16 protein-coding genes are annotated in these 18,570 nt (G+C 73.2%); 5 read left to right on the top strand and 11 right to left on the bottom strand.

Features of this window, described 5'->3' with window-relative positions; genetic code table 11:
* Positions 1-16: 16 nt before the first annotated feature.
* Complete coding sequence (locus ACYVKZ_RS19180) at positions 17-901, bottom strand: TetR/AcrR family transcriptional regulator (RefSeq protein WP_460993807.1); 885 nt, start codon at positions 899-901, stop codon at positions 17-19.
* 119 nt (positions 902-1,020) lie between these two features.
* Here ACYVKZ_RS19180 and ACYVKZ_RS19175 point away from each other — a divergent pair, with 119 nt between their 5' ends.
* The gene (locus ACYVKZ_RS19175; RefSeq protein WP_460993806.1) at positions 1,021-2,109 is read left to right on the top strand and encodes a lactonase family protein; all 1,089 of its coding nucleotides are present in this window, start codon (positions 1,021-1,023) and stop codon (positions 2,107-2,109) included.
* A 9-nt stretch (positions 2,110-2,118) separates the two neighbouring features.
* A complete protein-coding gene (locus ACYVKZ_RS19170) occupies positions 2,119-4,551 on the top strand; it encodes an HAD-IC family P-type ATPase (RefSeq protein WP_460993805.1) in 2,433 nt (810 codons plus the stop codon).
* 13 nt (positions 4,552-4,564) lie between these two features.
* On the opposite strand, the gene ACYVKZ_RS19165 is transcribed toward ACYVKZ_RS19170, so the two are convergent.
* The 4 genes from ACYVKZ_RS19165 to paaZ form a co-directional block, all read right to left on the bottom strand.
* Positions 4,565-6,019 (bottom strand): CoA transferase, encoded by a 1,455-nt coding sequence (locus ACYVKZ_RS19165; RefSeq protein ID WP_460993804.1) that lies wholly within the window; start codon positions 6,017-6,019, stop codon positions 4,565-4,567.
* Positions 6,016-6,885 (bottom strand): class II glutamine amidotransferase, encoded by an 870-nt coding sequence (locus ACYVKZ_RS19160; protein ID WP_460993803.1) that lies wholly within the window; start codon positions 6,883-6,885, stop codon positions 6,016-6,018. Before ACYVKZ_RS19160 ends, ACYVKZ_RS19165 begins: the two co-directional genes overlap by 4 nt.
* 85 nt (positions 6,886-6,970) lie before the next feature.
* Positions 6,971-7,375: a VOC family protein gene (locus ACYVKZ_RS19155; protein WP_307004879.1), complete on the bottom strand. Its 405-nt coding sequence runs from the start codon at positions 7,373-7,375 to the stop codon at positions 6,971-6,973.
* 79 nt (positions 7,376-7,454) lie between these two features.
* Entirely contained in the window at positions 7,455-9,581 is a 2,127-nt protein-coding gene (paaZ, locus tag ACYVKZ_RS19150; protein ID WP_460993802.1) for a phenylacetic acid degradation bifunctional protein PaaZ, read from the bottom strand.
* 282 nt (positions 9,582-9,863) lie between these two features.
* On the opposite strand from paaZ, the gene ACYVKZ_RS19145 reads away from it, so the two are divergent.
* Complete coding sequence (locus ACYVKZ_RS19145; protein ID WP_460993801.1) at positions 9,864-10,625, top strand: GDSL-type esterase/lipase family protein; 762 nt, start codon at positions 9,864-9,866, stop codon at positions 10,623-10,625.
* Between the two features lie 18 nt (positions 10,626-10,643).
* Here the strand turns inward: ACYVKZ_RS19145 and ACYVKZ_RS19140 are convergent, their stop codons facing one another.
* The 5 genes from ACYVKZ_RS19140 to ACYVKZ_RS19120 all read right to left on the bottom strand — a co-directional run bounded on the left by ACYVKZ_RS19140 (position 10,644) and on the right by ACYVKZ_RS19120 (position 15,161).
* The gene (locus ACYVKZ_RS19140) at positions 10,644-11,237 is read right to left on the bottom strand and encodes a GNAT family N-acetyltransferase (RefSeq protein WP_460993800.1); all 594 of its coding nucleotides are present in this window, start codon (positions 11,235-11,237) and stop codon (positions 10,644-10,646) included.
* A gap of 45 nt (positions 11,238-11,282) precedes the next feature.
* A complete protein-coding gene (locus ACYVKZ_RS19135) occupies positions 11,283-12,014 on the bottom strand; it encodes a tyrosine-protein phosphatase (RefSeq protein WP_460993799.1) in 732 nt (243 codons plus the stop codon).
* A gap of 164 nt (positions 12,015-12,178) precedes the next feature.
* Positions 12,179-13,048, bottom strand: a complete 870-nt coding sequence (locus ACYVKZ_RS19130; RefSeq protein WP_460993798.1) for a 3-hydroxyacyl-CoA dehydrogenase family protein — start codon at positions 13,046-13,048, stop codon at positions 12,179-12,181.
* 4 nt (positions 13,049-13,052) lie between these two features.
* Entirely contained in the window at positions 13,053-13,934 is an 882-nt protein-coding gene (locus ACYVKZ_RS19125; protein WP_460993797.1) for an enoyl-CoA hydratase/isomerase family protein, read from the bottom strand.
* Positions 13,935-15,161: an acetyl-CoA C-acyltransferase gene (locus ACYVKZ_RS19120; protein ID WP_460993796.1), complete on the bottom strand. Its 1,227-nt coding sequence runs from the start codon at positions 15,159-15,161 to the stop codon at positions 13,935-13,937. It abuts the gene before it with no gap.
* Positions 15,162-15,373: 212 nt separating this feature from the next.
* Between ACYVKZ_RS19120 and ACYVKZ_RS19115 the strand changes: the two genes are divergently transcribed.
* Complete coding sequence (locus ACYVKZ_RS19115; RefSeq protein ID WP_460993795.1) at positions 15,374-16,108, top strand: lysostaphin resistance A-like protein; 735 nt, start codon at positions 15,374-15,376, stop codon at positions 16,106-16,108.
* A gap of 4 nt (positions 16,109-16,112) precedes the next feature.
* Positions 16,113-16,802, top strand: coding sequence for a YceI family protein (locus tag ACYVKZ_RS19110; RefSeq protein WP_460993794.1), 690 nt, complete (start codon positions 16,113-16,115; stop codon positions 16,800-16,802).
* Here the strand turns inward: ACYVKZ_RS19110 and ACYVKZ_RS19105 are convergent.
* Positions 16,744-18,450 (bottom strand): ABC-F family ATP-binding cassette domain-containing protein, encoded by a 1,707-nt coding sequence (locus ACYVKZ_RS19105; RefSeq protein WP_460993793.1) that lies wholly within the window; start codon positions 18,448-18,450, stop codon positions 16,744-16,746. The two genes, ACYVKZ_RS19110 and ACYVKZ_RS19105, sit on opposite strands and share 59 nt — an antisense overlap.
* Positions 18,451-18,570 lie beyond the last annotated feature (120 nt).

Here is an 18,570-nt window from a genome sequence, read left to right as displayed (position 1 = left end):
GCTGCTGGGATCGGGGTCAGCTCGTCCGGTCGGTCCGGCGCCCGGGCGGCGCGGCGGGCGCGCTCGAGAGCCGGTGGAGCCATTCGAGGAAGAGCTTCATCTCGGTGCCGGACAGCTGGTCCGGGTGCGAGGACTGGAGCGTGGCGTTGAGGGCGATGGCGGCAGCCACGTAGCTGGGCTGCCCGTCCTTGCCGGCCGGCGCTCCCGCGCGGGGAGTGTCAACGAGGGCGGGGTCCGTGAGCACCGAGCGCAGCACTGCGTCCCGGGTCTGCACGGACAGGGCGGAGGTGGACAGCGGCTCTGCAGCCGCCAGGGACGTGTCCCCGGCAGCCGCGTCTCGGGCAGCCGCGTCTCCGTCCGCGTCCGCGATGAGCATGAGGGTCACCCCGATGTTCGAGGCGAGGACGGCACGGGCCGCCTCGACGGGACGGACGGCGAGGTGCCCGGCGACGGCGAGCCTTGTGAGCTCGGCCTCGAGCAGCCGTTCGGCTTCCACGACCACCCCTGGGCGGCGGCTCGGGCCGGCATTGCCGAACATCAGCAGGTACAGCTGGGCGTGGGTCACGCCGAACTGCACGTGCACGTCCCAGAGCCGCTTGACGTCCTCGATGGGCGCATCCGTGTGCTCGATGCTGCCCTCGCTGCGGATGAACTCCTCGAAGCCCCGGGCCACCACCGCCTCCATGAGGCCGTCCTTGTCCCCGAAGTGGTGGTAGAGCGTGGGCGCGGTGACGCCCGCCCTCTCGGTGATCTGGCGCGTGGAGACGGTGTTCCCGTCCGAGGCGGCCACGAGTTCCATGGCCGCCTGGAGGATCCGCTCCCTGGGTGAGGGTGCGGCGGCGCGCTGCTGTGGCCCGTCCGCCGCAGCACCTCCGGCCACCTCGACCGCCCCCTTGCGCATGGCCGCTACGGTAGTCGATATAGCAGCGCTATACAAGACCTGTCTGTGATCCATGCCATGCCGGCCTTGCTACCGTGGTCGCCAACGCGCGCCCCACCACGTCGGACTCAGGAGGAGCCATGGCCCCCACCTTCGTCTTCGTCGCCTGCGCCGGGGGCGGCGCCGTCGACACGCTCTTCCTCGACCCGCTGTCCGGCCAACTTGAGCACGTCTCCCGCGCCGAGGGGCTGCCGAAGGTCACGGCCCTCACCCTCGACTCGGCGGGAACTCTGTACGCCGGGGTCAACGGGGAGCCTCGGCGCACCGTGGCCCTCGCGCTCGACCCCATGAGCGGCACCGCCTCGGCGGCGGCCGCCCGCGAGGTCCCCGCCACGACCTGCTTCCTGTCGCTGCGGCCGGACCGCGGCGTGCTCTTCAGCGCCTCGTACCACGAGGGGCTCATGGCGGCCTACGCCGTCCCGCAGGATTCCGCGGGCCCCGACGGTTCCGCCGGTCCGGTCACCGAGTACCGCTCGGGCCCCAACACCCACTCGGCCGTCCCGAGCCCAGACGGCCGCTTCGTCTACGCGGCCTCGCTCGGGGCGGACCGCATCTCGTGGTTCCCCCTCTACGCCGGGGCAGGGGATGCCGCGGCGTCCGGAGGGTCGGTGGTCCGGGCCGCCGGCCACGTGGACGCCTCCCCGGGCTCGGGGCCGCGCTTCCTGCGCCACAGCGGCGACGGCCGGCGCGTGTACGTGAGCCACGAGCGCACCGGCACCGTGGACGTCTACTCCCGCGACCCCGGCACGGGCGCGCTCGAGCTCCTCCAGCGGACCTCAGCGGTGGAGGGCCTGGGCCTGGAGCCTGGCCCGATCCGCTCGCCGAGCACCCCGGATCCGGGGCCCGGCGTGGCGTGGTGCGCGGACATCCGCCTGACCCCGGACGAGCGCTTCGTCTACGTGACTGAGCGCTCCACGAGCACCATCGCCGCGTTCGCCGTGGGCCATGGCGGCCGCCTCTCCTTCCTGCGGCGGACCGAGACGGAGGCGCAGCCCCGCGGCATCGGGATCGATCCCTCCGGCGGGTGGCTCCTCGCGTGCGGGGAGCGGTCAGGCCACGTCACGTCCTACGCCATCGGCCACGACGGCCAGCTCGACCCCGTGGGCCGCGCCCAGACCGCGGCCGGCCCCCTCTGGATCGAATGCTGGAGGCCTTCGCACGCCGACTAGTGTTGGACCATGGGTGAGGGGACCGCTGCCGGGCCGTCCGCGGGACGCGCCCCCGGACCGGCCCACGGGCTGACCGCCGAGGAGGTCGCCGAGCGGGTCGCATCCGGCGCCACGAATGACGTCCCCGCGCGCCCGGGCCGCAGCACCTGGGAGATCGTCCGGGCGAACGTCTTCACGCGCATCAACGCGATCTTCGCGGTGCTCGCGGCGATCATCTTCGCCACGGGCCCCCTGCTGGACGGACTCTTCGCGGGCCTCATCGTGGCCAACTCGATGGTGGGCATCGTCCAGGAGCTCCGCGCCAAGCGCACCCTGGACCGGCTCGCGATCGTCGGCCAGGCACACCCCCACGTGCGCCGGGACGGGGGCACCGTGCAGCTGCCGCCGCATCGGATCGTGCTCGACGACGTGATCGAGCTCGGGCCCGGCGACCAGGCCGTCGTGGACGGCGAGGTGCTGTGGGCGGACGGCCTCGAGCTCGACGAGTCCCTGCTCACCGGGGAGGCCGACCCGATCCCCAAGGCGCCGGGCAGCCCGGTCCTCTCGGGCTCCTACGTCTCCTCCGGCACGGGGCTCTACCGGGCCACGAAGGTAGGCCGGGAAGCCTACGCGGCCCAGCTCGAGGCCGAGGCGAGCAAGTTCACCCTCGTCGACTCCGAGCTGCGCAGCGGCATCAACACGATCCTCAAGGTCATCACGTGGCTGCTCGTGCCCGCGGGCCTCCTCTCGGTCTACAACCAGCTCACGGGCCGGCAGGAGCTCCCGGACGCCCTCCGCGGCATGGTCGCGGCCCTCGTGCCCATGGTTCCCGAGGGGCTCATCCTCATGACCACGATCGCGTTCGCCGTGGGCGTGGTGCGGCTCGGGCGGCGCAACTGCCTCGTCAACGAGCTGCCGGCGATCGAGGGGCTGGCCCGCGTGGACGTGGTCTGCGCCGACAAGACCGGCACCCTGACCGAGAACGCGATGGAGCTCGCCGAGGTGCGCGGGCTCCCGGGGGCCTTGGCGGAGACGCACGACGCCGGCCTGCACCTTCCGGAGCACCGGCTCGCCCTCGCGGCGCTCGCCGCCGCAGACCCGCGCCCGAACGCCAGCATGCAGGCGATCCGGGACGCGTTCCCTGAGTCCCCCGGCTGGGCGGCGGCCCAGACCCTGCCGTTCTCGTCGGCCCGGAAGTACGGCGGCGTCGCGTTCGAGGGCCACGGCGCGTGGCTGCTCGGGGCCCCGGACGTCCTCCTCCCGGACTCCTCGCCGGCACGGGCCGAGGCCGAGGAGATCGGTGCCCGCGGCCTGCGGGTGCTCCTCCTGGCGCGCGCCGCAGATCTGCCGGCCGCCGTCGTGCCTCCCGCCCAGCCTGAGATCGAACCCGCGGCGCTCGTGGTGCTCGAGCAGAAGGTGCGCGGGGACGTCCGGCCCACCCTCGACTACTTCGGGGCCCAGCACGTCACGGTGAAGGTCATCTCCGGGGACAACGCGGCCTCGGTCGGGGCGGTCGCCGGCCAGCTCTCGCTGCCCGGCGCGGAGGTGCCCGTGGATGCGCGCACCCTCCCCGAGCACGGCGAGGGCCTCGCGGACGTGCTGGAGGAGCGCACCGTGTTCGGCCGGGTGAGCCCCGCGCAGAAGCGGGGCATGGTGCGGGCCCTGCAGGCGCGCGGGCACACGGTGGCCATGACGGGCGACGGCGTCAACGACGTGCTCGCGCTCAAGGACGCGGACATCGGCGTCGCGATGGGGGCGGGCAGCCCTGCGGCGCGGGCCGTCGCGCAGATCGTGCTGCTGGACAACAGGTTCGCGACGCTTCCCCATGTGGTCGGCGAGGGCCGGCGCGTGATCGGGAACATCGAGCGGGTCGCGAACCTGTTCCTGACCAAGACCGTCTACTCGGTGCTGCTCGCGCTCCTGGTGGGCGTGCCGGGGCTGATCGGCCTCGAGGCCCTGCCGTACCCGTTCCTGCCCCGGCACGTGACGATCACCGGCTGGTTCACGATCGGCCTGCCCGCGTTCGTCCTCTCGCTCGCGCCGAACCACGACCGGGCGCGGCCGGGGTTCGTGGGGAGGGTCATGCGGATGGCGATCCCCGCGGGCACGGTCATCGCAGCCGCCTCGTTCACGTGCTACCTGCTGGTCCGCCCCGCGGTGGCCGGCGGCGGGACCACGCAGGTGCAGGCGAGCACGTCCGCCCTCATCACCCTCATCGCGATCGCGCTCTGGGTCCTCGCGATCGTCGCCCGGCCGTACGCGTGGTGGAAGGTGCTGCTCGTGGCGGTCATGATGGCCGGCTCGTTCGCGATGTTCGCCCTGCCGCTCACGCGCGGGCTGTTCGAGCTCGATCCGGGCAACGCCGGGCACACGTGGACCGCGCTGGCCTGCGCCGGGGTCGGGATCGTGCTTGTCGAGCTCGCGTGGTGGGTCGACGGCTGGCTGCGCAGCCGCAAGGGCTAGACCCTCCTGGTGCTCAGCGCGCCCACTCGAGATGCGAGGTGCCGTAGCGCACCGGCGGGTGGGGGTACTCGAGCGGGCGACCGTCGACGGCGAGTGGCGGGCCCACGTAGTCGAGCTCGCCGTAGGGGGACGCCGCCCTGCGGATCTCGACGGGCAGGTCCTCGGGTGCCGATGCGCGCGGCGGACCGGCGCGCAGGAGCTCGTGCGCCGTGGCGGCCAGGCTGAGCCGCGCACTCCCTGCGATCCCCCGCGTCCGTGCCGCGAGCAGCGCGACGGCCGCGGCGGCCATGCCCATCCCCGTCGCATGGTCGAGCGCCTGGACGGGCAGGGCGCCCGGCCGCCACGCGCCGTCGTGCGGCGTCAACTCCGACGTGCCGGCAGGCGTGCCGTACAGGTCGGCGATCCCGCACGCCGCCTGCACAATGCTGTCGAACCCGCGCGCGTCCACCCAGGGCCCGGCCCAGCCCCACGCGTCGAGGGCCACGACGGCCAGCTGTGGGCAGTCAGCGCGCAGCGACTCCACGTCCAGCCCGAACCGCGCGAGCGAGGCCTGCCGGTAGCCCAGCAGCACGGCGTCGGCCGCGCGGGCGAGCGCCCGGACCTGGCCGAGCTGCTCGGCCACGCGCAGGTCGGCAACGGCGCTGCGCTTGGCGAACCCGGTGTCCAGATGCGCGTCGAGCAGCTCTGGGTGGTGCGGCGGGTCCACGCGCAGCACGTCTGCGCCGAGCGCCCCGAGGAGCCGGGACGCGCTCGGTCCGGCGATCACCCGGGTGAGGTCCAGCACCCGGACGCCGTCAAGCGGGAGGCCCGGCGCGGCATCGTGCGTCACAGGCACAGCGGGGGCGTCCGCGACCGACCACCGGATCCACGGCTCCCCGGCCGCGGCGGCTCCCGCCTCCGACGCCGTCCACTCTGCCGGGGTGCGCACGGCGGCCGCCACTCCCCCGGCACCGCGGACGGCGGCCTCGACGTCCAGGGCGTCGCGCTCGAGGACGGCGGCGTCGAGCCGCTCAGGACCGGCGATGCCGAGGCCGGCCAGGAGCGCCTCCGCGTGGTGCGGGTAGTTGGCGTGGAGCCGCACCCAGCCGTCACGCGCGCGCCGGAAGCCGGACATGGGCGCCCAGATGTCCGGTGCCTTCCCGTCGACACGGAGCCGGCGGATCGAGTCGAACGAGGCGGCGGCGAGCGCGGACGACGTCGCGAGGCGGCTGCCGCCGTGAGCCTCGCCCCTGGCCTCGGCCAGGGAGGCGAGCGCCGCAATGAGCGCGCCGAGGGAGCCGAGGGCGAGGCCCTCGACGTCGAGCGCTCCGGCCCACCACGTGCGCGGGCCCGACCACCAGCCGGCGGGCTCGGGAACACTGCCGGAGACACCGCCCAGGGCGGGCGCGAGGAAGCGCCGGAGCCCGAGGAGCCCAGCGTCAGGTGACGCGCCGGTACCAGGCGACGCGGCGCCGTCGTGCCTGCTCATGTTTTCCCCTCCCTCTGCGACGCGGCGGCGACCGGGTCGAGGTCGTCGAGCGTGAGGCGGCGCGTGGGCGCGTCCGGGAACGGGAAGGTGCGGGTGACCGTGAGGTCGCGGTCCACGTGGAGGAGGACACCGGGGTCCATGAGGCGCCAGCGGAGGTCGTTGGCCATGGGCTCGGTCGCGACGAGGACGAAGTCGCCGATGTCTTCTCCGTGGGCCGAGATCCGCGGGCTGCGCGCGCGGAGGTGGCGGCCGGGCGCCGGAGCGCCGGTGCGGTCGTCCAGGAGGTGGAGCTCGTGGGTGTCCGGGTAGCGCACGGCCCAGAGGTCCGTGGACGTGGTCAGGATGAAGTTCAGGCTGAGGACGGGCACGTTCTGCGCGATCCACGTCACGGCGGCGGCGATGCCGGCCGCGACGTCGCCGTCCGCCCTGCGGGTCTCTGCGGTGATGAGCGCGAACATGCGCTCGCTGTCGGTCTGGCCCCGCACGAGGTCCGCGGCCCCGAGCTCGTCGAGCCGCCGGTCGAGGGCTGCGACCTCGGTGAACGCGCCGTTGTGGGCGAACAGCCGCCCGTCCTGCTCGAACGGGTGCGTGTTGGCCCAGGTGTGCTCGCCGATGCTCGCGTAGCGCACATGGGCCAGGAACGTGGAGCTCACCAGGTCCCGGGCCTCGCGGGCGAAGGCCCGGTCCTCCCACGCGGCGATCGGCTGCTTGTCCACTCTGGGCACGCCGTCCGCGGTGAAGGTGCCGACGCCCGTGCCGTCGGGCTCGCGGCGGCTCTGCACCTCGAGGCTGTCCGGAGCCGTGAGCAGCCAGAACGTCGCGTGCACGGACCTGCGGCCCGCGTGCATTCCGAACAGCCGGCACATGGGCCCATCATTGCAGGTCGGGCCCAGACAGCGGCGGGCCGGGTGCGAAACCCGGCCCGCCGCCGTCGTGCGCTGCAGCAGCGCGCTACATGTTGTACTCGACCGTGCCGCCCTCGTGCAGGCAGAGGATGTTCCCATCAGGATCCGCGAACCAGCAGGCGCGCTCGCCCGCCGTGGAGAAGATGTGGTGCTCGTCCGTGGTGAGGTTGGGCAGGTCGTAGTCCTCGAAGTGCACGCCGTGCCCCTCGAGTTCCGCCATGGAGCCCTCGAGGTCGTCGACCTCGAACGTCAGGGCGGTGTGGCCGGTGTGGACGGCATTGGCGTCCACCATCAGGCCCAGTGATGCGGATCCGTCCAGACCCAGGATCATCATCCCGGTCGGGTCCTTGCCGCGGACAGGGAGCCCCAGCGCTCCCTCGTAGAAGTCCTTCGCGCGGGCCTCGTCGGCCACGGTCAGGATCGTGGTTGCCGGTCTTGTTGCCAGCGTCATGGCACACCTCCACGAGGGGAACTGACGCGGCCAGTTTAAGCCCGGAGGGCGGGGTACGGACCCCGCCCTCCGCGACGAATCACGCCTTCCTCGGCCACTCCTTCTCGACCAGGGTGAGGACGTCGTAGTTGGCGATCAGCGTATCGTCCTGGTTGGTCAGGACGGCGTCCCACCGGACCTCGCCGTACTCGTCGGTGACGCGCGGGGTGATCTGCTTCGCCGTCAGGGTCACGCGGATCGAGTCGCCGGCCGGGACGGGCTGGAGGAAGCGCAGGTTGTCCAGGCCGTAGTTCAGCAGCACCGGGCCGGGCTCGGGCGAGACGAACAGGCCGGCGGCCCAGCTCACGAGCAGGTAGCCGTGCGCCACGATGCCGGGGAACACGCCGGCGGCGCGGGCGGCCTCGTCGTCCATGTGGGCGTAGAACGTGTCCCCGGTCTCGGCCGCGAACTTCGCGATGTCCTCGCGGGTGATCTGCCGCAGCTCGGAGCGCATGGCGTCGCCCACGCGCAGCTCGGCGAGGGACTTGCGGAACGGGTGCGTCGAGGGGTCTGCGGGGTCGGCGAGGTTGCGGTCCGCCCCGGTGTGCCACACGCCGGTGACGGCGGTGAGCATGTTGGGCGAGCCCTGGATCGCGGTGCGCTGCATGTGGTGCTTGACGGAGCGGATGCCGCCGAGCTCCTCGCCGCCTCCCGCGCGGCCGGGGCCGCCGTGGACCAGGTGCGGGACCGGGGAACCGTGGCCGGTCGAAGTCCTCGCGTCCTCGCGGTTGAGCATGAGCACGCGGCCGTGGTGCGCGGCGATGCCGGTCACGAGCGTGCGGGCGGTTTCGGGGTCGTTGGTGCAGACGGAGGCGACGAGCGAGCCGGCGCCCAGCGCCGCGAGCCTGACGGCCTCGTCGAGCGAGGAGTAGCCGACCACCGAGGAGACGGGGCCGAACGCCTCGGTGCCGTGCAGGGCCGGCGCCTGGACGTCCTCCCAGGTCAGGACGACCGGGGACATGAAGGCGCCGTCCTCGACGACCGCCTTCTCGCCGCTCGCGGTGACGACCTCGGGGGCGTCGAGGGAGCCGAACGCGATCTTGCCGCCGGCGGCGACGAGGGACTCGACCGCGCCCCGGACGTCCTTGAGCTGCTCGACCGAGGCGAGGGCGCCCATCGTGACGCCCTCGGCGCGGGGGTCGCCGACCACGACGCGCTCCGTCACCCGCGCGCCGATGGCGGCGACGACGTCGTCCACCAGCTCGCCCGGGACGATGCTGCGGCGCACCGCGGTGCACTTCTGGCCGGCCTTGACGGTCATCTCGGTGACCACGGACTTCACGAACGCGTCGAACTCGGGGGTCCCGGGGACGGCGTCGGGGCCGAGGATCGCGGCGTTGAGCGAGTCCGTCTCGGACGTGAAGCGGACGCCGCCGTGGACCACGTTCGGGTGGGACTTGAGGAGGTTCGCCGTGGCCGCCGACCCGGTGAAGGAGACCATGTCGCGGTAGTCGAGCTCGTCCAGGAGCGTGCGCGCCGAGCCGGAGATGAGCTGGATCGAGCCGGCCGGGAGGATCCCCGAGTCGACCATGAGCCGGACCATCGCCTCGGTCACGTAGCCGGTCGGGGTGGCGGGCTTGACGATCGTGGGCACGCCGGCCACGAACGCGGGGGCGAACTTCTCGAGCATGCCCCAGACGGGGAAGTTGAACGCGTTGATCTGCGCGGCCACGCCCGGGATGCGGGTGTAGATGTGCTCGCCGGCGAACGAGCCATCCTTCGAGAGGACCTCCATCGGGCCGTCCACGATCACGTTGCTGTTGGGCAGCTCGCGCCGGCCCTTCGAGCCGAACGTGAAGAGCACGCCGATGCCGCCGTCGATGTCCACCATCGAGTCGATCTTGGTGGCGCCGGTCTTGTAGGAGAGCTCGTAGAGCTCGTCCCGGTGGCCGTTGAGGAACTGCGCGAGCTCCTTGAGCTTGAGGGCGCGCTCGTGGATGGTGAGCCGGCCGAGCTCGGCCTGGCCCACGGTCCGGCCGTGCTCCACCATCGCGGCCAGGTCGAGTCCGTTCGAGCTCACGACGGCGAGCAGCTCGCCCGTGCTGGCATCGCGCACCTCGGCGGCCTTGCCGGCCTCGTCCGGGGTCCACCAGCCGTCACGGATGTAGCTGGGGACGACGGCGACGCGTGTCGAATCTGGGGCTGCGGTCTCGGTGGCAGTGGTCATCGTCGACGGGTCCTTCCGATGGGGGCCTGCGCGCCGGCAGAAATTACTGACCGGCCGTTCGGTAATGGGACCAGAATACACGGAAGGCGGCGGAGCGCGTCACTGTCTTCTGTGCCTCCTGTGGCCCGTGGGCATGAAGTGCCGGAAGACTCTAGGCGGAGGGCCTGCCGGTTGGCCATTGTGGGGGCGCGAGAACCCGAACATCGCCGCCCATGCCGCACGTGGGGCCGCCTCCCGGCGGCAGCGCGGTGGCCTTCAAGCCGCGACCTTCAAGGAGCCCCGATGAACCTCACCCGGTTGCGCGGCCTCGGCGCCAGCGCCCTGACCGCCCTCAGCCTCGTTGCGGGCGCCACCGCCCCAGCCGTCGCCGCACCACCGCAGCCGGGCTGGTACTACGCGCTCGGCGACTCGATCGCGGCCGGCGTCGGCGGAACGCAGTACGTCCTCGACGGCACCGACTGCGGCCGCACCCTCGACTCCTACGCCAGCGACCTCAGCGCGAAGAAGAACATCGGCTGCGACGGTGCCACGACCGCCGATGTCCTCAAGCAGGCCAAGACCATTCCGCCGACCACCGGCCGCATCAGCGTGACGGTCGGAGCCAACGACCTCGGCGTCGACGCGCTCGCCGCCGCGTGCCTGGCGGGTGCGCCCTCGTGCAGCACCCTCGTCGACGCCGCCCAGGCGGCGATCCCCACCCTCGGGCCCAAGATCGCCGCCGTGATCGACGCGATCCGGGCCAAGTCGCCCGACGCCAAGATCGTGCTCACGGGCTACCCGCTGCTGCTCGACCCCACCTCGAGCGCGCTCGCGGCCACCATCGACGGCGGAATCACGAGCCTGAACGGCGTCATCCGGGCCACGGCCGCCGCGAAGGGCGCCGGCTACGCCGACGTTGTGCCGGTGTTCTACGGGCGCTGGATCGGATCGGCGGATCCCTGGATCAATGCGCCGGGCACCCCCGGCGCGTTCCACCCGACCGCCGCCGGCTACAGCGGCGGCTACGCACCGGCGGTGGCCGCCGCCTTCGCTGCCTTGCCCTGACCCCGCCGAAGCACCCGGTCATCCCCGCCGGGCCAGCCGCAGCTCGAGCCCGTTGCGGACCATAGGCCACTCGGAGGCGATCACCGAGTAGACCACGGTGTCCCGCAGCGACCCGTCGGGCATGAGCTGGTGGCTGCGGAGCACGCCGTCGTGCTTGGCGCCGAGCCGCTCGATCGCCGCGCGGGACTGCCGGTTCATCCAGTGCGTGCGGAACTCGACGGCGATGCAGCCGAGCGTCTCGAACGCGTGGCGCAGGAGGAGCAGCTTGGACTCCGCGTTGGTGCCCGAGCCCTGGGCGCTCGCCGCGTTCCATGTCGAGCCGATCTCCACGCGGCGGTTCGCCGCATCGGCGTTCATGTACGTGGTCATGCCGATGACGCGGCCGTCCGAGGCGCGGCGGGCGGCGAAGGGGAGCATCGAGCCGGCCTCCTGCAGCGCGAGGCGCCGGGCGATCTCGGCGCCCATGGCCTCGGGCCGCGGCACGGCCGTGTACCAGAGGCGCCACAGCTCGCCGTCCCGGACCGCGTCCTCGAGCTCTTCGCGGTGGTCCTGGGAGAGCGGTTCGAGGGCCACGAGGCGGCCACGCAGCGTCACGGGGTCGAGGAAGGGCATGCGGCGAGGATACCCGCGGCCGGGCGGTGCGTGCCGGAGCCTGCCTCAGCCGTCCGTCGGGGCGAGCTTGGCCCTGATGGCGGCGATGTCCGCGGGAGCGAGGCCGTGGTCGAGGAGGAAGCGCTCCACGTCGAGTCCGGCCGCGAAGGCCGCGAGGGCCTCCTGCCGTTCGGCGATCATCGGTGCCAGCTCGGCGTCGTCGTGCCAGCGTTCGTAGGGATGCCTGACCGGGCTGATCCGATGCCACGCGTTGATGCCCCGGACGCTGGCCTCGTACTGCGCGGCGACGGCCTCCCGGGCTGCGGCCGGGTCCGCGAGCTGCAGGAGCATGGTGACGACCAGGCCCGTGCGGTCCCGGCCCGCCGAGCAGTGCAGCACGACGCCGGCCGGCGCCTCCGCGATCGCGCGGAACACGGCGGCGATCAGCTCGGGGAAGAGGCGCACCGTGCCCGGGTAGCCCTTGGGGTGGTTCAGGTACGGGACGAGCTCGGCCGCGAAACGCGCCGCGTGCTCGGGGTGGGCGGGATCCTCGGTGGGCGTGTTCACGATCGTGATCCCGTCCATGGCCTCGGGCCGGACGTCGGGGTCGGTGGGGCGGCGGCGCTGCTCGTCCGGGTTCCGCAGGTCGATCACGGTGCGGATGCCGTCGTCGTGCATCTGCCGCCACCCGCGCTCGGTGAGCCATTCACGCCGCCCCATCCGGTAGACCGAGCCGAGGACGCGCCGGGCGTTGACGGAGCCCTCCCAGGCCACCGCGTCACTCAGTGCGTCCTTCATGGCACCATCTTCCCCCCTTCCTTGCGGCTTGCGGGGTCCCTGGCGGGTCATTGCGGGGTCCCTAGGGCGTCGTTGCGGGGTCCCTGGTGCGCCGGGGCCCCGCAACGGCATGCCAGAGACCCCTCAATGGAGCGCCAGAGACCCCTCAACGGGTCGCGAGGCGGTCAGGACCAGTCGTAGAAGCCCTTGCCGGTCTTGCGGCCGAGCTCGCCGGCGGCGACCTTGTCGCGCAGGATCTGGGGAGGGGCGAAGCGGTCGCCGAGGGTGGAGGCCAGGTACTCGGCGATGCCGAGCCGGACGTCCAGGCCCACGATGTCGGTGGTCTTCAGCGGGCCCGTGGGGTGCTTGTAGCCCAGGACCATGGCGTTGTCGATGTCCTCCGCGGACGCCACGCCCTCCTCGACCATGCGCATCGCCTCGAGCGCGATCGCCACGCCGAGGCGCGAGGACGCGAACCCGGGGGCGTCCTTGACCACCACGGCCGTCTTGGCGAGCCCGGCGACCCAGCCGCGGGCCGCGGCCTCGGTCTCCGCGGACGTCTTCTCGGCGATGACGACCTCGATCAAAGTCGAGGCGGGGACCGGGTTGAAGAAGTGCAGGCCCAGGAACCGCTCGGGCCGGGCCAGGGATGCGGCGAGCTTGGACACCGACAGCGAGGAGGTGTTCGTGGCCAGGAACGCGCCCGGGGCGAGCTCGGCCTCGACCGCGGTGAGGGCCTGGGTCTTCAGGGCCGGGTCCTCGGGCACGGCCTCGACCACGAGGTCCCGGCCGCGGAAGTCGGCGTAGTCCACGCTCGTGGAGAAGGACTCGAGGATCTCGTCCAGGTTCCCCTCGGCCGCGCCGCGCTCGATCGACTTCGCCACCGAGGCCTCGACGCGCTCCCGGGCCCCCTGGGCGGCCTGCTCGTCGCGCTCGACGACGACCACGTCCGCCCCGCCCATGAGGAACGCGTGCGCGATCCCGGCGCCCATCCGCCCGCCGCCGAGCACGCCCACGCGTGCGGGCAGGCCCTCGGCCAGAGTGATCTTTCCCATGTGTCTACTTCTTCTTTCGGTCGAGGAATGCCTGCATGCGGTCGAACTTGGCCTGGGACTCGAACAGCATGCCCTGGGCCAGGGTGTCGATGAGGGGGTGGACCTCCCGCGGGCTGTGGAAGACGGCCTTGGAGATCCGCACGGCCAGCGGGTCCTGGGCGCCGATCCGGTCCGCGAGCCGGTGCGCGGCCGGGATCAGGTCCTCCGGCTCCACGAGCTCGGTGACCAGGCCCGCGGCGAGGCACTCGGCGCCCTTGAGCACGCGCCCGGCTAGGAGGACCTCCTTGGCCAGCGGCTCGCCGACGAGCTCGCGCAGCCGCCACGTCGCCCCGGCCGCGGCCATGATGCCCAGCCCGGTCTCGGGGTTGCCGACCCGCAGGGATTCGGTGCCGATCCGGAAGTCGGCCGCGTAGGCCAGCTCGGCCCCGCCGCCCAGCGCATAGCCCTCCAGCGCGGCGATGACGGGCATGGGGAGCTTGGCGATCCGGTCGAACACGGTCGAGTTGATGCCGGCGAGCGCGTCGTCCCGGCGCCGCTCGCGCAGCTGGGCGATGTCCGCGCCCGAGGCGAAGATCCCCTTCGCGCCGGATTCGGGATCGGCCGGGGTGCCGGAGAGGATCAGGACCTTCGGGTGGGCCTCGAGGTGCGCGCAGACGGCGTGGAGCTCCTCGACCATCGTCGCATCGATCGCGTTGCGCACCGCCGGGCGGTGCAGCCGCGCATGCAGCCGGTCCCCGTCCTCCTCGACCACGAGCGCGGTGAAGCCGGACGCGTCGAGGCGGGGGGCGCCGTCGTGCGCGCCCTCAGCGGACGACGCCGGCACCTCCCCCGCCGCGGCCGACCCGCCGCCCGCCGTGGTCGCGGCAGTGTCGGTGCCCTCCGCCATCTAGACCCCCTCGATCAGGAGGGCGGTGCCCTGGCCGACGCCGACGCACATGGTGGCCAGGCCGAGCTTCCGGCCCTCGCCGGCGAGCTCGCGGTCCATCCGGCCGAGCAGGGTCACGACGAGGCGGGAGCCGGAGGAGCCGAGCGGGTGGCCGAGGGCGATCGCGCCGCCGTCGGCGTTGACGATGTCCTGATCCAGCTTGAGCTCGCGCATCACGGCCAGGGACTGCGAGGCGAAGGCCTCGTTCAGCTCCACCGCGCCCAGGTCCGCCAGGGAGACGCCCTGGCGCTCGAGGACCTTCCGCGTGGCCGGGACCGGGCCGATGCCCATGATCTCCGGTGCCACCCCGGCGGAGGCGCCGTCGAGGATGCGGGCGCGAGGGGTGAGGCCGAACCGCTCGATGGCGGCCTCGGAGGCCACCACGATCGCGGAGGCGCCGTCGTTGAGCGAGGAGGCGTTGCCCGCGGTGACCACGGAGCCGCCCTTCACGACCGGGCGCAGCTTCGCGAGCACGTCCATCGAGGTGCCCGGGCGCGGGCCCTCGTCGGTGTCCACCACGGTCTGGGCGCCCTTGCGGCCCGTGACGGTCACGGGGACGATCTCGTCGGCGAACCGGCCGGCCTCGATCGCGGCGAGGGCGCGCTCGTGGGAGCGGACCGCGAACGCGTCGCAGTCCTCGCGCGAGGTGTCGAAGACCCGGGCGACCTCCTCGGCCGTCTCCGGCATCGAGTAGGTGGCCTTCCCGTCCCGGGAGAGCTCGCCGGAGAGGAAGGCAGGATTGGTGAAGCGCCACCCGATCGAGGTGTCGAACACGGCCCCGGGCTTGGCGAACGCCGCGGTGGGCTTCTCCATGACCCACGGGGCCCGGGACATCGACTCGACGCCGCCGGCCACGACGAGGTCCGCGGCCCCGGCCTTGACCATGTGCGAGGCCATGATGATCGCGGACAGGCCCGAGGCGCACAGCCGGTTCACGGTGATGCCCGGCACGCTGTCCGGGTACCCGGCCAGCAGCCACGCCATCCGCGCCACATTCCGGTTCTCCTCGCCCGCGCCGTTGGCGTTGCCGAAGATGACCTCGTCCACAAGGGAGGGATCGATCCCGGCCCGCTCCACCGCGGCCCGCACCGTCAGCGCCGCAAGGTCATCGGGACGCACCGCGGACAGCGCGCCCCCGTACCGCCCCACCGGGGTCCGCGCCCCGCCGACCAGAAAAGCCTCAGCCATGTGCACTCCCTCATGCCTCGTTACGCGCAGGATCCGGCCGGGATCCTTCCCGTCCACGAAATAGTTACCGACCGTTCGTTCTATAAAGGTTCTCACCCGGCCCCCCTCGGGTCAACCTCCCGGCCGCTTCCTGCCGTCCGCCCGCCGCCGCCCGGCCGCCGACGGCAGGGGCGCGCGGAACCGTGCCGGGGCCGCGTTCGTTCTGACCGTTGATGCTCCGATCGCCCTCCACGTCGCCCAGCACGCCGCGGCGCTTCACCCGGTACACGCCCGCGGACGCGCTCGCCGTCGTGCTCTATCTCGGCCTGCCCTTCGCGCTCGTGTTCCTGCCGTTCGACCGCGTCGGCTGGCTCACCCAGGACCCGCTGGTGGGCACCTACCTGCTGAACCTCGCGCTCTACACGGCCGTCTTCGTCGCCGCCATGGTGGCTGCCGGGCACTACGTGGTCCGTGACGCGCGCATCCTCGCGACGAGGCCGTGGTTCACCCTCGGGATCCTGCCCCTGCTGCTCGTGGCCATGCTCATCGTGACGGTGATCGTGGTCTCGCTCGCCGGGGGGGTCGAGGTCTCGGTGAACCAGACCGGGCTCCAGGACATGACGGCCCACGTCCCCTGGTACCTCACGGCGCCCCTGCTCGTGCTGATCGGCCCCTTCGTCGAGGAGTACATCTTCCGGCACCTGCTGATCGGCAAGCTGAGCCAGTACATCAACCGATGGATCTGCTACGTGGCATCGGTGGTACTGTTCGCAGCGCTGCACATCGCGGGCCGCGAGGCGATCACCTTCCAGGCCCTCGCGCCGTACCTCGGGCTGGGCCTCGTGCTCGTGTTCGCATACGCGTGGACGGCCAACAACCTCATGTTCAGCTACTCCCTGCACGCCCTCAAGAACCTCCTGTCCGTGGTGCTCATGTACACCGTGGACCTCAGTTCACTCACCCGCTAGGACTATGGACAGACGCCGACTCCTGATCCCCCTCGTCATCGTCGTGGCACTGATCGCCGCCGTGGTGATCGGCGGCCCGCTCGTCTATGCGGCCGTCACGCCGAAGGCGCAGGACCCGTTCAGCGTCACCGCGGCGACCGGTGCCGCTGCGAGCACGACGCCGCGCCCCGCCTCCGCCGAGAACGGCACCTGGGGCGTGGCCTCGGGCTCGCAGGCCGGGTACACGGTCAATGAGGTGCTCAACGGCAAGGCGCTGGCCGTGGTGGGGCGCACCGACAAGGTGACCGGGTCGGCGTCGGTGGCCGGCGGGAAGCTCACCGGTGCGACCGTCACCGTCGATGCCGGCAGCATCGCCACCGACAGCACGGGCCGCGACAACTACTTCCGCTTCACCGTGATCTCGGCGGGCAAGTACCCGCAGGCCACGTTCACGCTCGGGGCGCCGGTGGCCCTCCCGGACCTCGGCGGCCAGCCCGTGGACGTGACCGTGCCCGGCACCCTCTCCCTCGCGGGTGAGACCCGCAGCGTGAGCGCGGACGTGAAGGTGGTGCGCGACGGCGACCGCATCGCCGCCGCCGGCTCCATCCCGATCGCGGTGAAGGACTTCGGGATCGACCCGCCGAACCTGGGCTTCGTCAAGGTCGAGGACCACGCGCGGGTCGAGTTCCGGGTGAACCTGGCCCAGGCCGGCTGAGCGCGAGCCGCCGCCCCGCTCCCCCGGGGCCGTCCAATGCCGCGAACCAGCGCGACAGCGCCCGGTCGTGGCTGGCGATCACGAGGGTCCCACGGTATCTGGCCAGGGCGTCCTCGAGCTCGTCCACGAGCAGGGGCGCGAGGTGGTTGGTGGGCTCGTCGAGCAGCAGCAGCCCCGGGCGGCCGGCGAGGATCCGGGCGAGGGCCAGGCGGCGGCACTGCCCTGCCGAGAGCGATCCGACCGGCACGAAGAAGTCCTGCACCCGGAACAGCCCCGTGTGCATGAGGGCCTCGGCATGGTCGTCCAGATCGCCCGGGAGGCCCGCCGCGTAGGCCGCGAGGAGCCGGACGTGGGGGTCGGCGGGCGGCGGGATCTCCTGGGGAAGCAGGGCCACGGCGCCATCCTGGGCCCCCGGGGCCGCGACGACCTCGGCCACCCCCGCGCACGGCAGGGCCCCCGCGAGCACGCCGAGCAGGGTCGTCTTCCCGGCGCCGTTGGGCCCCGTGACGAGCAGCCGCTCGCCGGCCGCGAGGTCCAGGTCCACCGGCGCGAGCCTGCCCGGCACCGAGGCGCCGGCCAGCGTGAGGGAAGCGCCGGCGTCGGCCTCGAAGGCGGCCGCGAGGTGCAGCGGCCGGGGCGGCGGCAGCACCGGCTCGGCCTCCAGCCGGCGCAGCCGCTGGCGGGCGGACCGCACCTGGCTCTCCACCGCGGCGGAGACCCGCTGGCCGAAGTAGTTGTACCCCGACTTGTCGTTGTCGGTGCGGCGGCCGTACGCGACCCGGTCCGCCACGAGGGCGGCCTTCTCGCGCTCGCGCTCCTTCGCCGCCACCCAGGCGGCGTACGAGCGCTCCCACTCGCGCCGCTCGCGGGCCTTCTCCGCCCGGTATCCCGCGTAGCCGGCCCCGTAGCGGCGCACGGCGCGGGTGTCGGCGTCGACCTCGAGGACCACGCGGGCAAACCGCTGCAGGAAGTCGCGGTCGTGGGAGACCGCGACGACGATCCCGGGGCGGGCGGCGATCTCCGCCTCGAGCCACGCGAGCGCCTCGGCGTCGAGGTGGTTGGTGGGCTCGTCGAGGAGCAGGATCGGGGCCGGATCGGCGAGCGCGAGCGCGAGGGAGATGCGCTCGGCCTCCCCGCCGGAGAGGCTCCCGAGGGTCCGGTGGGCGCCGGTGCGGGCGAGGTGCCCGACGCCGAGGCGCTCGAGCGCGATCGCCACCGCGACCTCCGCGCGGACGACGGCGCTCGCCGCCTCATCCGGGTCGTCCTCCTCGCCGCTGGGGCTGGCTCTCAGCTCGGCCTCGGCGGCCCGGGCCGCGGCCGCGGCCATGAGGGCGCCCACGCTCGCCTCGGGGTCCTGGGTCTGGCCGAGGCGGGACGAGCGGCCGTGGACGGCGACGGTCCCGGCTTCGGGCCGCTCCTGGCCGGCCAGCAGGCGGAGGAGCGTGGACTTGCCCGCGCCGTTCTCGCCCACCACCGCGATGCGTTCGCCGTCCGTGATGGTGAGGTCCACGCGGTCGAGGAGGAGCCGGTCCCCGTAGCCGTGGCTCACGCCGCTGAGGGCGATGTGCACCGCGGGGCGCCGGGCAGCGCCGGTGTGGGCACGCAGCTCGGGGCGGCTGTTCTGGAATCGGCTGAGGGGGGCATGCATCGGCTGTCTCACTTCGCGGCTCGCGGGCGCAGGGAAGGGCCCGGGCGGACGGGGGTCGGGGCGAGGATCAGCGGAGCATGCCTCCAAGCGTCCCGGGCGCCGGGCGGGGTGTCAAGGGCG

The organism is Sinomonas soli (assembly GCF_054782415.1).
Note: the sequence above shows the minus strand (reverse complement) of the source record. Positions and strands in the feature narration are given on the sequence as shown.

What these genes read in the sequence shown, in the direction of transcription:
- ACYVKZ_RS19180 (WP_460993807.1), bottom strand. Translation starts at nt 901, where the DNA reads ATGCGCAAGGGGGCGGTCGAGGTGGCCGGAGGTGCTGCGGCGGACGGG.
- ACYVKZ_RS19175 (WP_460993806.1), top strand. Translation starts at nt 1,021, where the DNA reads ATGGCCCCCACCTTCGTCTTCGTCGCCTGCGCCGGGGGCGGCGCCGTC.
- ACYVKZ_RS19170 (WP_460993805.1), top strand. Translation starts at nt 2,119, where the DNA reads ATGGGTGAGGGGACCGCTGCCGGGCCGTCCGCGGGACGCGCCCCCGGA.
- ACYVKZ_RS19165 (WP_460993804.1), bottom strand. Translation starts at nt 6,019, where the DNA reads ATGAGCAGGCACGACGGCGCCGCGTCGCCTGGTACCGGCGCGTCACCT.
- ACYVKZ_RS19160 (WP_460993803.1), bottom strand. Translation starts at nt 6,885, where the DNA reads ATGTGCCGGCTGTTCGGAATGCACGCGGGCCGCAGGTCCGTGCACGCG.
- ACYVKZ_RS19155 (WP_307004879.1), bottom strand. Translation starts at nt 7,375, where the DNA reads ATGACGCTGGCAACAAGACCGGCAACCACGATCCTGACCGTGGCCGAC.
- paaZ (WP_460993802.1), bottom strand. Translation starts at nt 9,581, where the DNA reads ATGACCACTGCCACCGAGACCGCAGCCCCAGATTCGACACGCGTCGCC.
- ACYVKZ_RS19145 (WP_460993801.1), top strand. Translation starts at nt 9,864, where the DNA reads ATGAACCTCACCCGGTTGCGCGGCCTCGGCGCCAGCGCCCTGACCGCC.
- ACYVKZ_RS19140 (WP_460993800.1), bottom strand. Translation starts at nt 11,237, where the DNA reads ATGCCCTTCCTCGACCCCGTGACGCTGCGTGGCCGCCTCGTGGCCCTC.
- ACYVKZ_RS19135 (WP_460993799.1), bottom strand. Translation starts at nt 12,014, where the DNA reads ATGAAGGACGCACTGAGTGACGCGGTGGCCTGGGAGGGCTCCGTCAAC.
- ACYVKZ_RS19130 (WP_460993798.1), bottom strand. Translation starts at nt 13,048, where the DNA reads ATGGGAAAGATCACTCTGGCCGAGGGCCTGCCCGCACGCGTGGGCGTG.
- ACYVKZ_RS19125 (WP_460993797.1), bottom strand. Translation starts at nt 13,934, where the DNA reads ATGGCGGAGGGCACCGACACTGCCGCGACCACGGCGGGCGGCGGGTCG.
- ACYVKZ_RS19120 (WP_460993796.1), bottom strand. Translation starts at nt 15,161, where the DNA reads ATGGCTGAGGCTTTTCTGGTCGGCGGGGCGCGGACCCCGGTGGGGCGG.
- ACYVKZ_RS19115 (WP_460993795.1), top strand. Translation starts at nt 15,374, where the DNA reads ATGCTCCGATCGCCCTCCACGTCGCCCAGCACGCCGCGGCGCTTCACC.
- ACYVKZ_RS19110 (WP_460993794.1), top strand. Translation starts at nt 16,113, where the DNA reads ATGGACAGACGCCGACTCCTGATCCCCCTCGTCATCGTCGTGGCACTG.
- ACYVKZ_RS19105 (WP_460993793.1), bottom strand. Translation starts at nt 18,450, where the DNA reads ATGCATGCCCCCCTCAGCCGATTCCAGAACAGCCGCCCCGAGCTGCGT.